Below are 14,398 nucleotides of genomic sequence, written 5' to 3' on the forward strand. Positions count from 1 at the left end.
TGGCCATTCTGGAGAGTTTCATCGCCCGAAATTTCGATGAAGATTTCGCGACAGAGGACGATGAACATCACGCCAAGGAGGAGCGCGCCCGGGCCGCCAGCAGCGGTGGCCCCATGACCCGGCAAGAGGCGCTTGAAATCCTCGAACTCGACGGGAAAGCCTCGACTTCCGATATCAAATCCGCCCATCGCCGGTTGATGAAAAAGTTCCATCCCGACCATAATGGTTCCGACTATATGGCCGCCAAACTCAATGAGGCAAAGGATGTTCTCTTAAAAAGCTGAAAATCAGGGGTTGCCTTTGCGGCAGGCGAAATGTCATAAATTTCAAAGTATAATAAGCGGGTCAGATCAGCATGCCAAAAAAAGTTCGTAAAGCCGTGTTCCCTGTCGGGGGACTTGGAACAAGATTTCTTCCGGCAACGAAGGCCATGCCGAAGGAGATGCTCCCCGTCGTCGACAAGCCGCTTATTCAGTATGCCGTGGAAGAAGCACGGGACGCGGGCATCGAGGAATTTATCTTTGTCACCGGGCGCGGCAAGACCATTATCGAGGATCATTTTGACCGGTCCTATGAGTTGGAAAGCGTGCTGAACGAGCGACAGAAAACTGATGTTCTCCGGGAGATACAGGAAGGCGTGCCGAAAGCGGGCTCCATCGCCTATATCCGCCAGCAGGAACCGCTTGGTCTCGGCCATGCGGTCTGGTGCGCGAAACGCCTGGTGGGGGATGAGCCCTTCGCCGTTATCCTCGCTGACGACCTGATCCTGGCGGACACTCCCTGTCTCGCCCAGATGACGGCAGCCCGCGAAAAGATCGGCGGCGGCAATATGCTGGCGGTGATGGAAGTCCCGAAGGAGCATACGTCCCGCTACGGTATTTTGGGACCGGGCGAGGAAAAAGGAAACCTGATCGAGATCAAGAGCCTCGTTGAAAAGCCCGCCCCGGCGGATGCCCCCTCCAACCTAGCGGTCATTGGCCGCTATATCTTGGAGCCGAATATCTTCGACCTTCTTGAAAATCAGGCGCGCGGCGCAGGCAATGAAATCCAGCTCACCGATGCGCTCTCCACCATGCTCGGCGGCGATCCCTTTTTCGGCATGAAATTTGACGGTACTCGTTATGACTGCGGCGATAAAATCGGATTTTTGGAGGCAAATATCGCTTTCGCGCTCGACCGAGATGACATGAAGAGCGATTTAACGGCCATTGTCAAAAAAATTGCCAATAAGCTGTAGTATATCGTCTCACGACTAATAGTACGGAGATTTTGCGATGCATATCGCTGTGATTGGGACAGGCTATGTCGGGCTGGTCTCGGGGACCTGCTTTTCGGAATTCGGACATGACGTGATCTGCATCGATATGGATGCAGAAAAAATAGCCAGCCTCAATGCCGGGAAGGTGCCTATTTTCGAGCCCGGCCTTCAGGCGATGATCGAGAAAAACACTCGCTCAAACTATCTTAAATTCGGAACAGACCTCAAAACCGCGGTTGCCGGTGCCGACGCCGTCTTTATTGCGGTCGGCACACCAAGCCGCCGCGGTGACGGCCAGGCCGACCTCACATATGTTTATGCGGCCGCAAAGGAAATTGCCGCCGCCCTCACTGGCTATACAGTGGTTGTCACCAAATCCACGGTCCCCGTCGGAACCGGCCGGGAGGTGGAGCGCATCCTGCACGAGACCAATCCGGACGCGGATTTCGATGTGGTTTCCAACCCCGAATTTTTGCGCGAAGGCGCCGCGATCGAGGATTTCATGCGCCCCGACCGGGTCATCGTTGGCACGTTGGAAAAACGCGCGCAGGAGATGATGTCGGCGATCTACCGGCCGCTCTCCCTCTTTCAGACACCGCTCGTCTTTACCAGCCTGGAAAGCTCCGAACTCACGAAATACGCAGGGAACGCCTTTCTGGCGACAAAGATTACCTTCATCAATGAAATCGCGGATCTGTGCGACAAGGTTGGCGCGGATGTCCATGACGTCGCGCGCGGCATCGGGCTGGACCGGCGCATCGGCGCGAAGTTCCTCCACCCCGGCCCCGGCTTTGGCGGCTCCTGCTTTCCAAAGGATACGCGGGCGCTTTACCAAACTTCCGTAGAGACCGGAGCGCCACTTCGCATTGTCGATACCGTCATCGGCATCAATGAAAAGCGCAAGGTGGATATGGCCGCGCGGGTGATCGATGCCTGCGGCGGGTCCGTTGCGGGCAAGCAGATTTCCGTTCTCGGCCTCACCTTCAAGCCGAATACCGACGATATGCGTGAAAGCCCGAGCCTTGATATCATTCCCGCGCTGGTCGAGGCCGGTGCCGCCATCCGCGCCTATGATCCGGAAGGCATGGGGGAAGCACGCAAGCTTCTCGATAACGTCGAATTTTGCGACAGTTCCTACGCCACGATTGAGGGGGCGGACGCCCTTGTCATCATTACCGAATGGAATGAATTCCGGGGATTGGACCTTAACCGGGTCAAATCCCTGATGAAAACGCCTGTCATGGTAGATTTACGGAATATTTATGATCCTCATGATATGAAACAAAAAGGGTTTACCTATCGCAGCGTCGGGCGCCCGACTTAAGTTCAGTATAACGGAATTCCGGGAAGTACCAGTCAATGACCAAGCATGAATTCAACCCAACCATTTTGCGCGAATATGATATCCGGGGGATCATCGATGAAACCCTGTTCGAGGCGGATGCAGAAGCCATCGGGCGCAGCTTCGGGACTCTGCTCAGGCAGGGCGGGTATGAGAATGTCGCCATTGGCTATGACGGGCGGAAAACGTCACCTAAACTGAAGACCGCCCTGATGAGAGGCCTCACCTCGACCGGTATTGATGTCTTCGATATCGGCATGGGCCCCACCCCGATGCTTTACTATGCCACCTACGCCCTGAAGGCTGGCGGCGGGATCATGATCACGGGCTCACACAACCCACCAAGCCATAATGGCTTCAAGATGATGCTGGGCGGCAAATCCTTCTATGGCGGGCAAATCCAGGAACTCGGGCGCTTGAGCGCTTCCGGCCCGTTTGAAGAAGGCACAGGAAAGGTCATTGATCATCCCATCATGGAAGATTATCTCGCCCGGATCTTGCAGGATTTTGTTGCAGGGCGTGAACTAAATGTGGTCTGGGACTGCGGCAATGGCGTCACCGGCGAAGCGCTCCGCAGAATTGTCGCCAAGCTTCCCGGCACTCATCTGCTGCTCTTCGATGAAATTGACGGTAGCTTCCCGAACCATCATCCTGATCCGACGGTCGCGGAAAACCTTGAAGACCTTATCAACACAGTCAAGGGCGTAAACGCCGACCTCGGCATTGCCTTCGATGGCGACGGGGACCGCATCGGCGTTGTTGATGGACAGGGGCGCATTCTCTGGGGAGATCAGCTGCTCGCCATTCTATCCAGGGAAATTCTGGCCAACAGTCCCGGTGCGCCGATTATTGCCGATGTGAAGGCGAGCCAGATCCTCTTCGATGCGGTGCGTGATCTCGGCGGAGAGCCGATCATGTGGCGGACCGGCCATTCCCTGATCAAGTCAAAAATGCAGGAGGTGAATGCCCCCCTCGCCGGCGAGATGAGCGGCCATATCTTCTATAACGACCACTATTACGGCTATGATGACGCGCCTTATGTCGCGCTGCGCCTGCTCAATATTGTCGGAGCCAGCGATCAGTCCCTTGACCAGATGCGCGATGAACTTCCGGAAATGATCAATACGCCGGAGCTGCGCTTCGCCTGCCCGGACGAGGAAAAATTTGGCGCCGTCACCCGTATTCAGGATGCCCTTGCGGCGGCCGGTGCGGATTATTCGGATATCGACGGTGTCCGCGTGAATACAGAGGATGGCTGGTGGTTGCTGCGTGCCTCAAACACACAAGCGGTTCTGGTTGCGCGCTGTGAAGCCAGGGATGACGCGGGGCTGTCCCGCCTTAAATCCCAGCTTCAACAGGCGCTCCTCAATGCGGAGGTGGACGCCCCCACTTTCTAGGCGGTGTCAGTCCTTCGCTTTGACCGGTGCGTAGACGGCGAGCTTGTGCCCTTCCGGATCCCGGAAATAGCCAAAAAACAGATGACCCGCGCCGCGTGGTCCCGGCGCACCTTCATCCGTCGCCCCGAGATCAAGCGCCTTGGCATACATCTTTGACACCGTTTCGGGGCTGTCCATCAGAAGCGCCGGCATCGTTCCATTGCCGAAAGTTGCCACCTTCCCATCATGCGGCTTGATAACCCCAAGCATGGGCTGGCCCCGCGCCACACTCCACATTTTCAGGTGATCTTCGTCGACAACGCGCTTTGCCCCGATTTCACCGAGCAGCGCCTCATAAAATTCGGTCGCTTTATCTATATCATTCGTCCCGAGGGTCACATAACCGATCATCTTTTTTCCTTCTTATCTGATCTACAGAAAGCCCCAGACGCAAGCTACGTGCATTTTTAATTATTGTATAGTCCGCAATTGACATTTTGTTATATATGTACCAATATATCAAAATGACGAAAGCAATTGAACGTGTCCAGACGGGCATCCGCATTGAGAAAAAGATATTGAAGGTCCTCAAGGGCCTTGCCGAGCATCTCGATATGACGGTGGGGGATCTGGTGGAGGGTATGGCGCTGCACTGTTTTGAGAATAAGCCTCCTTTTTCCAAGGTGACTCTCAAGAAAATCGAGCAGCTTAAAAGCGTGTATGACCTGACCCTGACCGCACAGGACAGTCATATGATGAAGGAGACGGACTGATGATAGATCACTCTGGCTATTCGGCGCTGACCCGATCGTTCCTGACGCGCGAGCTGGACAACAGCAGCTTTCACCATCGGGAGCATGTTCTTGTCGCCTATGAACTTCTCCGGAATCTCAGCTATACGGACGCCGCGTTCGAATATGCCACTGGCATTCGGACGCTCGCCGCCAAGGCCGGGGCCCCGCGGAAATTCAACGCAACGATCACCTATGCCTTTATGAGCCTGATCGCCGAGCATATGACGATGGATAAATATGATGATTTTGAGGACTTTGCCGAACGAAACCCGGAGCTGTTCTCGAAAAACCTGCTGGAAAGATGGTACGAGCCCGAAAGGCTGCATTCCGATTTTGCGCGGCAAGCTTTCCTGCTGCCCGCCGCAAGATAATCCGGGAGTTCAGTAAAAAGGGCCGGATCAAACGACCCGGCCCTTCCCAACCATATACATCACAAAGCCTTACCTGACGCTACGCGCTTTTATTACGCATGTATATGCGGCTAGCTGACTTTGCCTTTCTTGGGTTTCTTCACACCGACCCAGGATTCACCGGATGCCATCACACAGGTGGCACCGTTTGGCTGGGTCAGGACAATTGTCCAGGTAAGCCCATCAGGACTTGAAAACAGTTCAAGCACGCTTCCATTCGCAGCAAGACCCGCTGCTACCGGTGCCTCTTCGAACTTGCCGCCTAAATGCTTCATTAGTGCGGTTCGCTCAAAGCACACATTCTGGGCTGTTGCGTCTGTCACTTGGAATGAAACCAACGTGGCTGCGAAAAAGAGCACTGCGAGTCCAAAAGAAATGACAGAGCGCATGCCGACATTGCGACTGGCAAAATGCCTGGTATGGTTAATAAAGCTTAACATACGCTCCTCCTTTTCTGCGAATTCGCCCCGTCATTGACCCGGCGGGAAAATAAGGAGACCTATCGCTATGATGAAAAGCGTATCGGGCAAAGGTTAATATTAAATTAGCCGGCCCCAATAAAAGAGCCGGCTATTATTTTTCTTATGTTTTTCATATTGTTACGGGAAATCACCCTGGCCTTTTAGCCCGTCATCCGACAACAGGAACGAGCCTTTTAAAAAGATTCACTCAGCAGCTGCCAGGCGATACCGGTCACGACCGACCCCGAAATGCCGAGGAAGAGATACAGACCGAACACAGGCTTCTTGACCAGGCCGAAGACCGCAATCGCCGCCGGGATGGAGGAAACCGCCCCGGCTGTCATGAAGGCCATGGCCGCACCCTGGGACATACCGAGATCGATCAGCCCGCTGACCAGCGGGATGGCGGCATATCCGTTCAGATAGCTTGGAATTCCGACCAGAACGGCAAGAGGGATGGCGAAGAGATTATCCTGTCCGACAAATGCCTCGATAAAGCTGGTGGGGATATAGGTCACCATCAGACTTTCGATGAGGAAGGCGAGGATCAACCAGCGACCAATCAGCCAACCGTTGGACGCCGCCGCGCTGGCAAACTGCCGCGAGCGTTCCGGTTCCTGCCAGAATTTCCACTGCACATCGACCGGGCCGGTGAGCGAAATTTTCTTGCGGCAGCCCGAAAGCTCCCCCTTCAACGGATCAAGCGCCCATCCCCGTTGCTGCAGGAGATATACGGCTGACCCGGCAAACAGGCCCAGCGCAATGGCAATCACGGCTTTACCGACCGCAAATTCAAACCCGATCCCGACGGAGGTCAGCACGAAAATTTCCGGATCCATGATCGGGGAGGCGATCCAGAAGGCCATCACCGGCGCGAGCGGGACCCCGGCCGTCAAAAGGGAGGCGACGAGCGGGATAACCCCGCAGGAGCAGAAGGGCGACAGAGCCCCCACCACCGACGCGGCGGCGATCGCCGTCATGGGAGATCCGGAGAAGGCCCGCGCGATCAGGTTATCGGCACCGGTTGCCGAGAAATAGGCGGCAAGGCCGATAGCAATGGCGAAGAAAGGTGCCATGCCAACAACCGCATCCCATAAGAAGGCAAGGCTGACAGGGAGATTGGCAGGATCGACAATCGCCAACAAGAGGACAATAAAAAGTGCGGCAAGAATGACGCGATCAGTTAACAGGGCCCATAAACGGGACCGGCTGTGAGACAGGCTTTGGAGAGCTTCGTTAATGGACATATCTATATTTCCAGATTTATCGAATTTATAAACAGATAACATCCATCTCGAAATATTGCAAGCAGTTATTTCGATAATTGTCGAAATATGAGATTTATGGCTTGATCAGCCGCCTTCGGTAATGATCTCTGCCTTCGGAAGGTCAATGCCCATGCAGCATTTATCGGTCAGAAGCTCAACCAGCCCTTCCACTTTTTTATAATTGACGAAACAGCGCAACGTGCGACTTTCGCGTTCCTGACGGATCAAGCCGCCGCTGATCAGGTTGGAAATATGGTGGGACAAGGTCGATGCGGGGATATCCAGAAGCGCCTGTATCTCACCGACGGACAAACCCGCGCCCCCTGCCTGCACCAGATATTGAATAATCCTAAGTCGGACAGGATGACCAAGCTTCGCGAGCGCAACCGCAGCTTCTTCAGTCTCCATCATCTTGGGTCTCTTTCACGCTGGACTGCGGCTATAGTTTTTCTACCTTGTCTTCAAGGCCCGGCAAGTTCAGCGACTTGATCAAATGGCGCAATTCGTGGCGCGCCGCCACATGGCTCATGGACATTTTAACGCCAACGCCCTTCTTGTTCAAATCGAGCATGGTCAGCCCTTTAAGGAACAGTTCGCGAAACACCACCCGCTCGCCAAAGCCAGGGGCCGACCGAAAGGAAATGCGCGCCGCCAGCTTTTTCAGGATTTTCTCGATATGGCGCTTGTTATGGGCATCCGTATGGGAAAGCCGGTTACGCATGACCACCCAGTCAATCTTGTGATTATCGATCAGTGCACGGCGTTTGCGCTGTTCCCAGACCATTTCGCTGTACCAGCTCGGCTTCTCAACCTCCAGGCTGGAACCATTGACCGTCGCCAGCAGATCGAGGTCGATAAAGCTGTCGTTCATCGGGGTCAGCAGCGTATCGGCGAAGGAATGACCGAGTTTCGAGATAAAGCTGTCAGCGCCCGGACAATCAACAACGACAAAGTTGTTTTCATAGACAAGTTCCTGAAGTGCCGCGACAAATCGCGCACGCTCATCCGTCTGCGCCTCGTCCATATTCTTTTTCGGGCTCGGCTCGATCACCTTAAGCGACGGCATCGGCAGCTGAAGGTTTTTCTTCGCAATGAAGCTCTGCCGGTTCTCGATATAGCGCCCGAGGGTTTTCTGCTTGCCGTCCAGATCAATGGCGCCGACCTTGAAACCCATCGTCAGCAGCGAAATGATAATATGCATGGCGGTTGTGGATTTCCCGGACCCGCCCTTCGCATTCCCGACCACAATAATATGCGCGCGGGTGGGCTGTTCTTCTTTTTCAGGATTTGAGTCGTCCAAAGTCACTGTCACGTTTGACACGTTCTATTTGCCCCCAGCAATTCTCACCGCCGCACCTAGCTTCCAGCATCTGATATGATGCGGTAATTTAGTAAACCAGCCACCGGTACAAGACAAGCATCATATCCTGATCGCATTTACAAAAAGTTGACGGAAAAGGAAATTCTTCGTCACTCGACGATGATCCGCGTCTCGGGGTGGAAAGCATAATGGGCGAAGGCGAAATCAACCGTATAGAGAATATCCTTATATCCCGTCTCGGTCCGACGGCGCACCGTCACATTGCCAATATCGACCCCCTCCCCGATCAGCGCCGCGTCAAGCGCAGAATTCTGCCCTTTCTCCCACTCAAGAATGAGGCCATCGGGCGTCTCAATACGCTTTTCTTCTCGCAGGAAATCAAGTGCCCAGGCGCGCCCGTCCGCGACAACGACCCGCGAAAGCGGCGGAATATTTTCCGGCAAGTCTCCGTTATACATGAAAGGTTGCCAGGCACTGTCATATTGCTGATAGGGATTCGTTCCGTAACGGCGAAAATTTTTCTCATTTGGAACAAGAATTTGGCCGCTTGGCATCCTTTCCCTGAACCTGGCAAAGGATTCGATTCTCACCGGCAGCATCCTGAGCTCCATGCCGGCAAGTTCCCCGATGATCGCCCGACCGACAAATTGCTGCCACCAGCTTTCCGTCTGCCGGTCATACATAATCAGATCGGAATGACGGAGTTTCCCGGTCGTTCCGAAGTCGAGGATCATATTCCCTCTTGAAGGATGGGTTATGCGACGATCAAACACGAGCGATGCGTTACAAAGCGGGCAGAAGGTCACCGCGATGGGCACGCCGCCGATCTCATCATTCACGATTTCATGCCAGATCAGGACCTGCAGCGGATAGGCCTTCGCCTCCCCCTCGACGACAACGCCAATCACCGGCTCCGTGGGCTTAAGGTGATCAGCCTCCGACACCGGAATAAACGACGGATTATCAATCGCCGGAATACCATCCTTCGGTACGCCGCCATTGCGGATTTCGTCAAAGGGCACCTCGCTTTTCGAAAAATCCGTGTCTGGCCAGAATTTGGCCCATAGTTCCGGAGTTGCCGTCGCTGGCGCAGCCCCGAGGAATGACGCGAGAAAGCACAGGATAAGGAGGGCATAAATCTGTCGCATGCCTCATTTTATGCGCGCGATGATCGAGGTAAAATCAACCCTTTGTGAATGAAACAAAAACTGCTAGGGACGGCTATGGCTATGGATGTTGAAAATATCGTGGTTGGCGCGGGCGTTATCGGCCTCGCCATCGCCCGGACCCTTGCGGTCGCGGGGAAGGACGTACTGGTTCTGGAGCAGGCCGCCCATTTCGGGGAGGAAACGTCGTCGCGCAATAGCGAGGTTATTCATGCCGGAATTTACTATCCGAAAGACAGCCTGAAAGCACGCTTCTGTGTCGAAGGGAAAACACGGTTATACGAGTACTGCGCCACCCGCCATGTTCCCCACAGAAATTGCGGCAAGCTGATCGTCGCCACATCGGAGGAAGAACTGGCGACCCTTGAGGGCCTCGCGGCGAAGGCGGCGGCCAATGGCGTTGACGATATCGAATATCTCTCGCGTGACGCGGCAAAAAAGATGGAGCCTTCGCTTCACTGCACCGCAGCGCTCCTCTCCCCGTCCACCGGCATTATCGATAGCCATCAACTCATGCTCGCCTATGTCGGCGAGATTGAGGATAACGGTGGCGCCATCGCCTATAACACCCCGTTCGAGACGGCTGAGAGAATGGCGGAAGGGTTCACAGTCACCGCTGGGGGGACGACGGTGCGGTGCCAAAATCTCATTAATTCGGCAGGACTTTCAGCGCAAGGGTTGGCCGCGAAGATTTCCGGCCTCGCCCCCGCCCATATCCCGACGCGATATCTGACCAAGGGCAGCTATTTCACCATGACGGCGCGCGCGCCCTTCTCCCATCTTATTTATCCGGTGCCGAATACGGCGAGCCTCGGCATTCATGTGACCCTCGATCTCGCCGGGCAGATCCGCTTCGGCCCAGATCAGGAATGGATCGATCATATCGATTATGAGGTCGATCCGGCCCGCTCAGCGGATTTCTATGAGGCAATCCGCCGTTATTTCCCTGCACTCCCCGATGACAGCCTCATCCCCGCCTATTCCGGCATCCGTCCAAAGATCCAGACGCCGGAGGGCGCGCCGGCTGATTTCATGCTCTCAGGCGAGGAAAAACACGGCATTCCGGGGCTGGTCAATCTGTTCGGCATGGAAAGCCCCGGCCTAACCTCTAGCCTTAAAATCGGCGAGACCGTTATGGAGATGCTCCGCCAGACGGATCGGCTGTGAATCGCTGAAATTAACTGCAATTCCTCCAAATCCGCGTTTTTAGGCGGATTTTTTATTGCTTTTCATCCAAGCCGTTGGAAATTATGCAAATCCTTTCCTGAATTTGGCGCAAGGATGCTGCGAACTTGCAAAACTGATAAAATTTGAATTGATTTCAGGCAATTTTAAGAAAATATCAAGGTCACGAGGCTATATTCGTTAAATATTTTTTGGGACTTGCCATGACAGTATTTTCTGCAAAAGAGTTCGATAATCACGAAGACGTCCTGTTCTTTCACGATCAGAAAACAGGTCTGAAGGCAATTATTGCCGTTCATAACACAACGCTCGGCCCGGCGCTTGGCGGCACGCGCATGTGGAACTACGACAGCGAAGAAGAGGCTCTTGCCGATGTCCTCCGCCTCTCGCGCGGGATGACCTATAAATCCTCCCTCGCAGGCGTTAACCTCGGTGGCGGAAAGTCCGTCATCATCGGCAATTCCCGCACCGACAAGACGCCGGAGCTGTTTGAGGCCTTTGGCCGCGCGGTTGATCAACTGGGCGGCACCTATATCGCGGCGGAAGATGTCGGGACCACGGTTCCGGACCTCGAAGTCGCCCGCCGGACCACCCGCCATATCGCCGGAATTACCGAAGGAAATAGTGGCGACCCCTCGCCCGCGACAGCCTGGGGCGTTTTCCACGGTCTCCGCGCCGCGGTCGAGTTTGAACTGAACAGAAGCGATCTTGTCGGTGTTAAGGTCGCCGTGCAGGGCCTTGGCAATGTCGGCTATGGCCTCTGTGAGCTGTTAAAGGACGCCGGGGCTGAACTGATTGTCGCCGACCCGCATGAGGCGGCCGTCGAGAAAGCCGTGAAGAACCTCGATGCAACTGCTGTTCCCATTGATGCGATCTATGATCAGGACGCCGATGTATTTGCTCCCTGCGCGCTCGGTGCCATCCTCAATGACGACACTATCGGGCGGTTAAAAGCCCGAGTCATTGCGGGCTCCGCCAATAACCAGCTCGCCGAAGATCGCCATGCGAAGACGCTGATGGACAAGGGCATCCTCTACGCGCCGGATTACGCGATCAACGCGGGCGGCATCATCATCATCAGCCATGAAGGACCGCATTTTGACCGCGACAAGGCCATGCTGCAGGTCGCGGGCATCCATGATACCTGCCTCAGTATTTTCGAGCGGGCCAAACGTGAACAGATAGCAACCGCCGAGATTGCCGATAAAATCGCATTGGAGCGGCTGGAACGCGTTCGTAATGAAAAGGCAGAACTCGCTCTCGCAAGCTAACGGATTAAATCAGGACCAGCGGTTATGGACCCAGAACCAGTGGTCCGGCCGCTCGGTTATCCATTGCTCATAAGTCTCATTGATCGCCTTTAAAAGCGCAAAGACATCCGCCTTTCGGTCGCCTGTCGGCAGGATATCCAGGGCGGGATAGATGGTGAGGCGTCGGCGACCGCCCTCCAATCGCTCGGCCCGCATCGGATAGACCGGCACCTCCATCTTGCAGGCAATCTCCGCCACCGCAGGCGCCGTCATGGCATCACGCCCAAAGAAGGGGATGGCCACACCAGTATTCAGCTTCTGATCATTGAGAAGAACAATCGCCCCGCCATTCCGCGCCGCCTTCAGAATGATCCGCGCGGCCTCATTCCCCTTGGGCACAAAACTATAGTTGGGATCGGCGCGCATCGCCTGAAAATATTCCTCCACCAGCGGATTGTTCGCTGCGCGATAAATACCGGTCGCGCGCGCGCCGAACCGCCGCCCCACTAGCGCCACCAGCTCCCAGGGGCCGTAGTGGGCGGTCACGAAAAAGGCCGGCTTGCCATTTTCGACATGAGCGGTCAAATATTCTTCGCCAACAATCTCCACCGTTTCCGTATCATCCAGGATCGCGCGATTGAAGGGAATCTCCCCGACATTCCGGCCAAGGTTCTCCCACATCCGTAAGAGATTTTCCTCGATTTCACGTCCGGTAAGATCGGGCAACGCCTTTTGCATATTTTCCCGCGCAAGACGATGGACAGCCATCCGCGGCCCTATCTTCCGGGCGAGCCATCCTCCAAATTGGGCAGCGCGTGACTGGCCCATCAGGCGAAAAATTGCGACGGCAACTTTGACGACGACCCACTCCAGATGATGTTTGAGATATTTTTTTGTCATGCATTACCCTTCTTTTAGAACCGACAAAAGAAGAGATCGAAGCATCTCCGGGTTGGCAAATGCCATATCCACATCAAAAACGGAGACCATCATTTTTGCCTCCACCGGCAGCCGGACATAATCCTTTCGGGTGGTGACAAGTGCGGCATTCTGCGCAGCGCCCAGCTCAACCATATTCATAATTTCATCTTTATTATAAATATGATGATCAGCATAGCTAAAGCATTCTATTAACTCACAACCAGCCTCTCTCAGGCTAGTGAAAAATTTCTCAGGACGACCAATTCCCGCAAAAGCAACCACCTTTTCACCGCTGATCCCCGCGGATGAAGCGCGCGGAACAATAGTTGCATTAAATACCGGTTTAAAATTATTTAACTGGTTTTTTATATCATTATCGGTAATATTGCCAACAAGCACTACGGCATTGGCCCGGCGAAGCCCGGCGGCAAGAGTCTCCCGCAGCGGCCCTGCCGGGATCAACCGCCCGTTCCCCACGCCATAACCCGCATCCAGCACGAGGAGCGAGAGATCCTTTTCAAGCGACGGGTTCTGAAAACCGTCATCCATGATGATCACATCCGCCCCTGCCTCCGTCGCAGCGCGCGCCCCGGCAACCCTGTCCTTGGCGATCCATGTCGGGGCTGTCTCGGCAAGGATCAATGGTTCATCCCCGACCTCCCGGAAGCTATGCACATCCAGCACAACACGGGTCGGGCCCGTCAGGCTCCCGCCATATCCCCGGCTGAGGAAATGCGGGTTTTTCCCTTCGGTCAGGAACATTCGGGCGATCTCTACAGCAACCGGCGTCTTGCCTGCCCCTCCAGCCACCACATTACCGACACAGATCACCGGCGTGGAAACCCGTGCGGATTTTTGAAGGGCGCGGTGACAACGGCTGATCCCACCATAAAGCCAGGCGGCCGGTGTCAACAGCGCGGGCATCAGGCTTTTGCTGTCACCCTGCCAGAATTGCGGTGTTTTCATCGCGTCCCTCCGTTAAGGAGGTTTTCCACCTTGGCAAGCGTCTTTTGGAGTGTTTCCGTGCCGCCCGAAACGACCTTGCCCGCGCGCGCCGCCAATTCGTCGCGCCGCGCCGGGTCGCCCATCAAGTCCCCAACGGTCTTCGCCAGAGTTTCCGCATCGGTCACGGTGAGGCTCGCCTCATGCTCCTCGAAACTCTGCATCACATCGGCGAAGTTCTCCATATGCGGGCCATGAAGCAGCGCACAATCAAGCCGCGCCGCCTCCAGCGGGTTCTGGCCACCCGTCGGCACCAGCGATCCGCCGATATAGACAATCTGTGAGAGCCGGTAAAAGAGGCCAAGCTCACCAATGGTATCCGCAATATAGACTGGCGTTTTCGCGCCAATCTCCGCGCCCTCGGATCGCCGCGCCGCCGCAATCCCCAGTTCCGCCGCCAGCTTTGCGACCTCTCCGCCCCGTTCCGGATGGCGCGGAACGATAAGAGTCAATAGATCGGGATAAGTCTGCAGAAGCTGCCGATGCGCCGCAAGGATAAATTCCTCCTCCCCCCGGTGGGTACTGGCAGCGAGCCAGAACGGCCGGGCGGCGGCAGCAGTCATCATGCTGTCAAGCGCCGCCGGATCAACGGGCAATGCTCCTGCCGCGAATTTGAGGTTACCAAAACATTCCACAGAATGCGC

Annotated in this window: 17 protein-coding genes; 8 read left to right on the forward strand and 9 right to left on the reverse strand. The window is 55.3% G+C overall.

From position 1 onward, the window contains the following. The 4 genes from P1U71_RS06640 to pgmG form a co-directional block, all read left to right on the forward strand. Window positions 1-284: DnaJ domain-containing protein (locus P1U71_RS06640; RefSeq protein WP_301104781.1), on the forward strand; the 284-nt coding region annotated here is incomplete at its 5' end. Window positions 285-355: 71 nt separating this feature from the next. Further along, a complete protein-coding gene (galU, locus tag P1U71_RS06645; protein WP_301104782.1) occupies window positions 356-1,237 on the forward strand; it encodes a UTP--glucose-1-phosphate uridylyltransferase GalU in 882 nt (293 codons plus the stop codon). A 37-nt stretch (window positions 1,238-1,274) separates the two neighbouring features. Next, window positions 1,275-2,582 carry a UDP-glucose/GDP-mannose dehydrogenase family protein gene (locus P1U71_RS06650; RefSeq protein WP_301104783.1) on the forward strand — a complete coding sequence of 436 codons (1,308 nt, stop codon included), beginning with the start codon at window positions 1,275-1,277 and terminating at the stop codon, window positions 2,580-2,582. A gap of 35 nt (window positions 2,583-2,617) precedes the next feature. Then, window positions 2,618-3,997: a phosphoglucomutase/phosphomannomutase PgmG gene (pgmG, locus tag P1U71_RS06655; protein ID WP_301104784.1), complete on the forward strand. Its 1,380-nt coding sequence runs from the start codon at window positions 2,618-2,620 to the stop codon at window positions 3,995-3,997. A gap of 6 nt (window positions 3,998-4,003) precedes the next feature. Here pgmG and P1U71_RS06660 read toward each other — a convergent pair whose 3' ends face one another. Beyond that, window positions 4,004-4,387, reverse strand: a complete 384-nt coding sequence (locus P1U71_RS06660) for a VOC family protein (protein ID WP_301104785.1) — start codon at window positions 4,385-4,387, stop codon at window positions 4,004-4,006. A gap of 113 nt (window positions 4,388-4,500) precedes the next feature. Between P1U71_RS06660 and P1U71_RS06665 the strand changes: the two genes are divergently transcribed. Continuing rightward, the gene (locus P1U71_RS06665; protein ID WP_301104786.1) at window positions 4,501-4,749 is read left to right on the forward strand and encodes a hypothetical protein; all 249 of its coding nucleotides are present in this window, start codon (window positions 4,501-4,503) and stop codon (window positions 4,747-4,749) included. Further along, the gene (locus P1U71_RS06670) at window positions 4,749-5,141 is read left to right on the forward strand and encodes a hypothetical protein (RefSeq protein WP_301104787.1); all 393 of its coding nucleotides are present in this window, start codon (window positions 4,749-4,751) and stop codon (window positions 5,139-5,141) included. Before P1U71_RS06665 ends, P1U71_RS06670 begins: the two co-directional genes overlap by 1 nt. Before the next feature lie 110 nt (window positions 5,142-5,251). Here the strand turns inward: P1U71_RS06670 and P1U71_RS06675 are convergent, their stop codons facing one another. The 5 genes from P1U71_RS06675 to P1U71_RS06695 all read right to left on the reverse strand — a co-directional run bounded on the left by P1U71_RS06675 (window position 5,252) and on the right by P1U71_RS06695 (window position 9,378). Then, the gene (locus tag P1U71_RS06675; RefSeq protein ID WP_301104788.1) at window positions 5,252-5,620 is read right to left on the reverse strand and encodes a hypothetical protein; all 369 of its coding nucleotides are present in this window, start codon (window positions 5,618-5,620) and stop codon (window positions 5,252-5,254) included. A gap of 215 nt (window positions 5,621-5,835) precedes the next feature. Then, window positions 5,836-6,888, reverse strand: a complete 1,053-nt coding sequence (locus P1U71_RS06680) for a permease (RefSeq protein WP_301104789.1) — start codon at window positions 6,886-6,888, stop codon at window positions 5,836-5,838. Between the two features lie 105 nt (window positions 6,889-6,993). Beyond that, window positions 6,994-7,317 (reverse strand): ArsR/SmtB family transcription factor, encoded by a 324-nt coding sequence (locus tag P1U71_RS06685; RefSeq protein WP_367281141.1) that lies wholly within the window; start codon window positions 7,315-7,317, stop codon window positions 6,994-6,996. 31 nt (window positions 7,318-7,348) lie between these two features. Then, window positions 7,349-8,230 carry a division plane positioning ATPase MipZ gene (locus P1U71_RS06690; protein ID WP_301104791.1) on the reverse strand — a complete coding sequence of 294 codons (882 nt, stop codon included), beginning with the start codon at window positions 8,228-8,230 and terminating at the stop codon, window positions 7,349-7,351. Window positions 8,231-8,379: 149 nt separating this feature from the next. Further along, window positions 8,380-9,378 carry a DUF3179 domain-containing protein gene (locus P1U71_RS06695; protein WP_301104792.1) on the reverse strand — a complete coding sequence of 333 codons (999 nt, stop codon included), beginning with the start codon at window positions 9,376-9,378 and terminating at the stop codon, window positions 8,380-8,382. 75 nt (window positions 9,379-9,453) lie between these two features. Between P1U71_RS06695 and P1U71_RS06700 the strand changes: the two genes are divergently transcribed. Both P1U71_RS06700 and P1U71_RS06705 read left to right on the forward strand, forming a co-directional pair. Next, window positions 9,454-10,563, forward strand: a complete 1,110-nt coding sequence (locus P1U71_RS06700) for an NAD(P)/FAD-dependent oxidoreductase (protein ID WP_301104793.1) — start codon at window positions 9,454-9,456, stop codon at window positions 10,561-10,563. 221 nt (window positions 10,564-10,784) lie between these two features. Then, a complete protein-coding gene (locus tag P1U71_RS06705; protein WP_301104794.1) occupies window positions 10,785-11,852 on the forward strand; it encodes a Glu/Leu/Phe/Val dehydrogenase dimerization domain-containing protein in 1,068 nt (355 codons plus the stop codon). Between the two features lie 9 nt (window positions 11,853-11,861). Here the strand turns inward: P1U71_RS06705 and P1U71_RS06710 are convergent, their stop codons facing one another. The 3 genes from P1U71_RS06710 to P1U71_RS06720 all read right to left on the reverse strand — a co-directional run. Then, window positions 11,862-12,731 carry a hypothetical protein gene (locus P1U71_RS06710; RefSeq protein WP_301104795.1) on the reverse strand — a complete coding sequence of 290 codons (870 nt, stop codon included), beginning with the start codon at window positions 12,729-12,731 and terminating at the stop codon, window positions 11,862-11,864. A gap of 3 nt (window positions 12,732-12,734) precedes the next feature. Next, the gene (lpxK, locus tag P1U71_RS06715) at window positions 12,735-13,718 is read right to left on the reverse strand and encodes a tetraacyldisaccharide 4'-kinase (RefSeq protein WP_301104796.1); all 984 of its coding nucleotides are present in this window, start codon (window positions 13,716-13,718) and stop codon (window positions 12,735-12,737) included. Next, window positions 13,715-14,398, reverse strand: a 684-nt coding sequence (locus P1U71_RS06720; protein ID WP_301104797.1) for a hypothetical protein, incomplete at its 5' end; no start/stop codon positions are given. The genes lpxK and P1U71_RS06720, both read right to left, overlap by 4 nt.

This window comes from Sneathiella sp. (assembly GCF_029233945.1).
Taxonomy (GTDB): domain Bacteria; phylum Pseudomonadota; class Alphaproteobacteria; order Sneathiellales; family Sneathiellaceae; genus Sneathiella.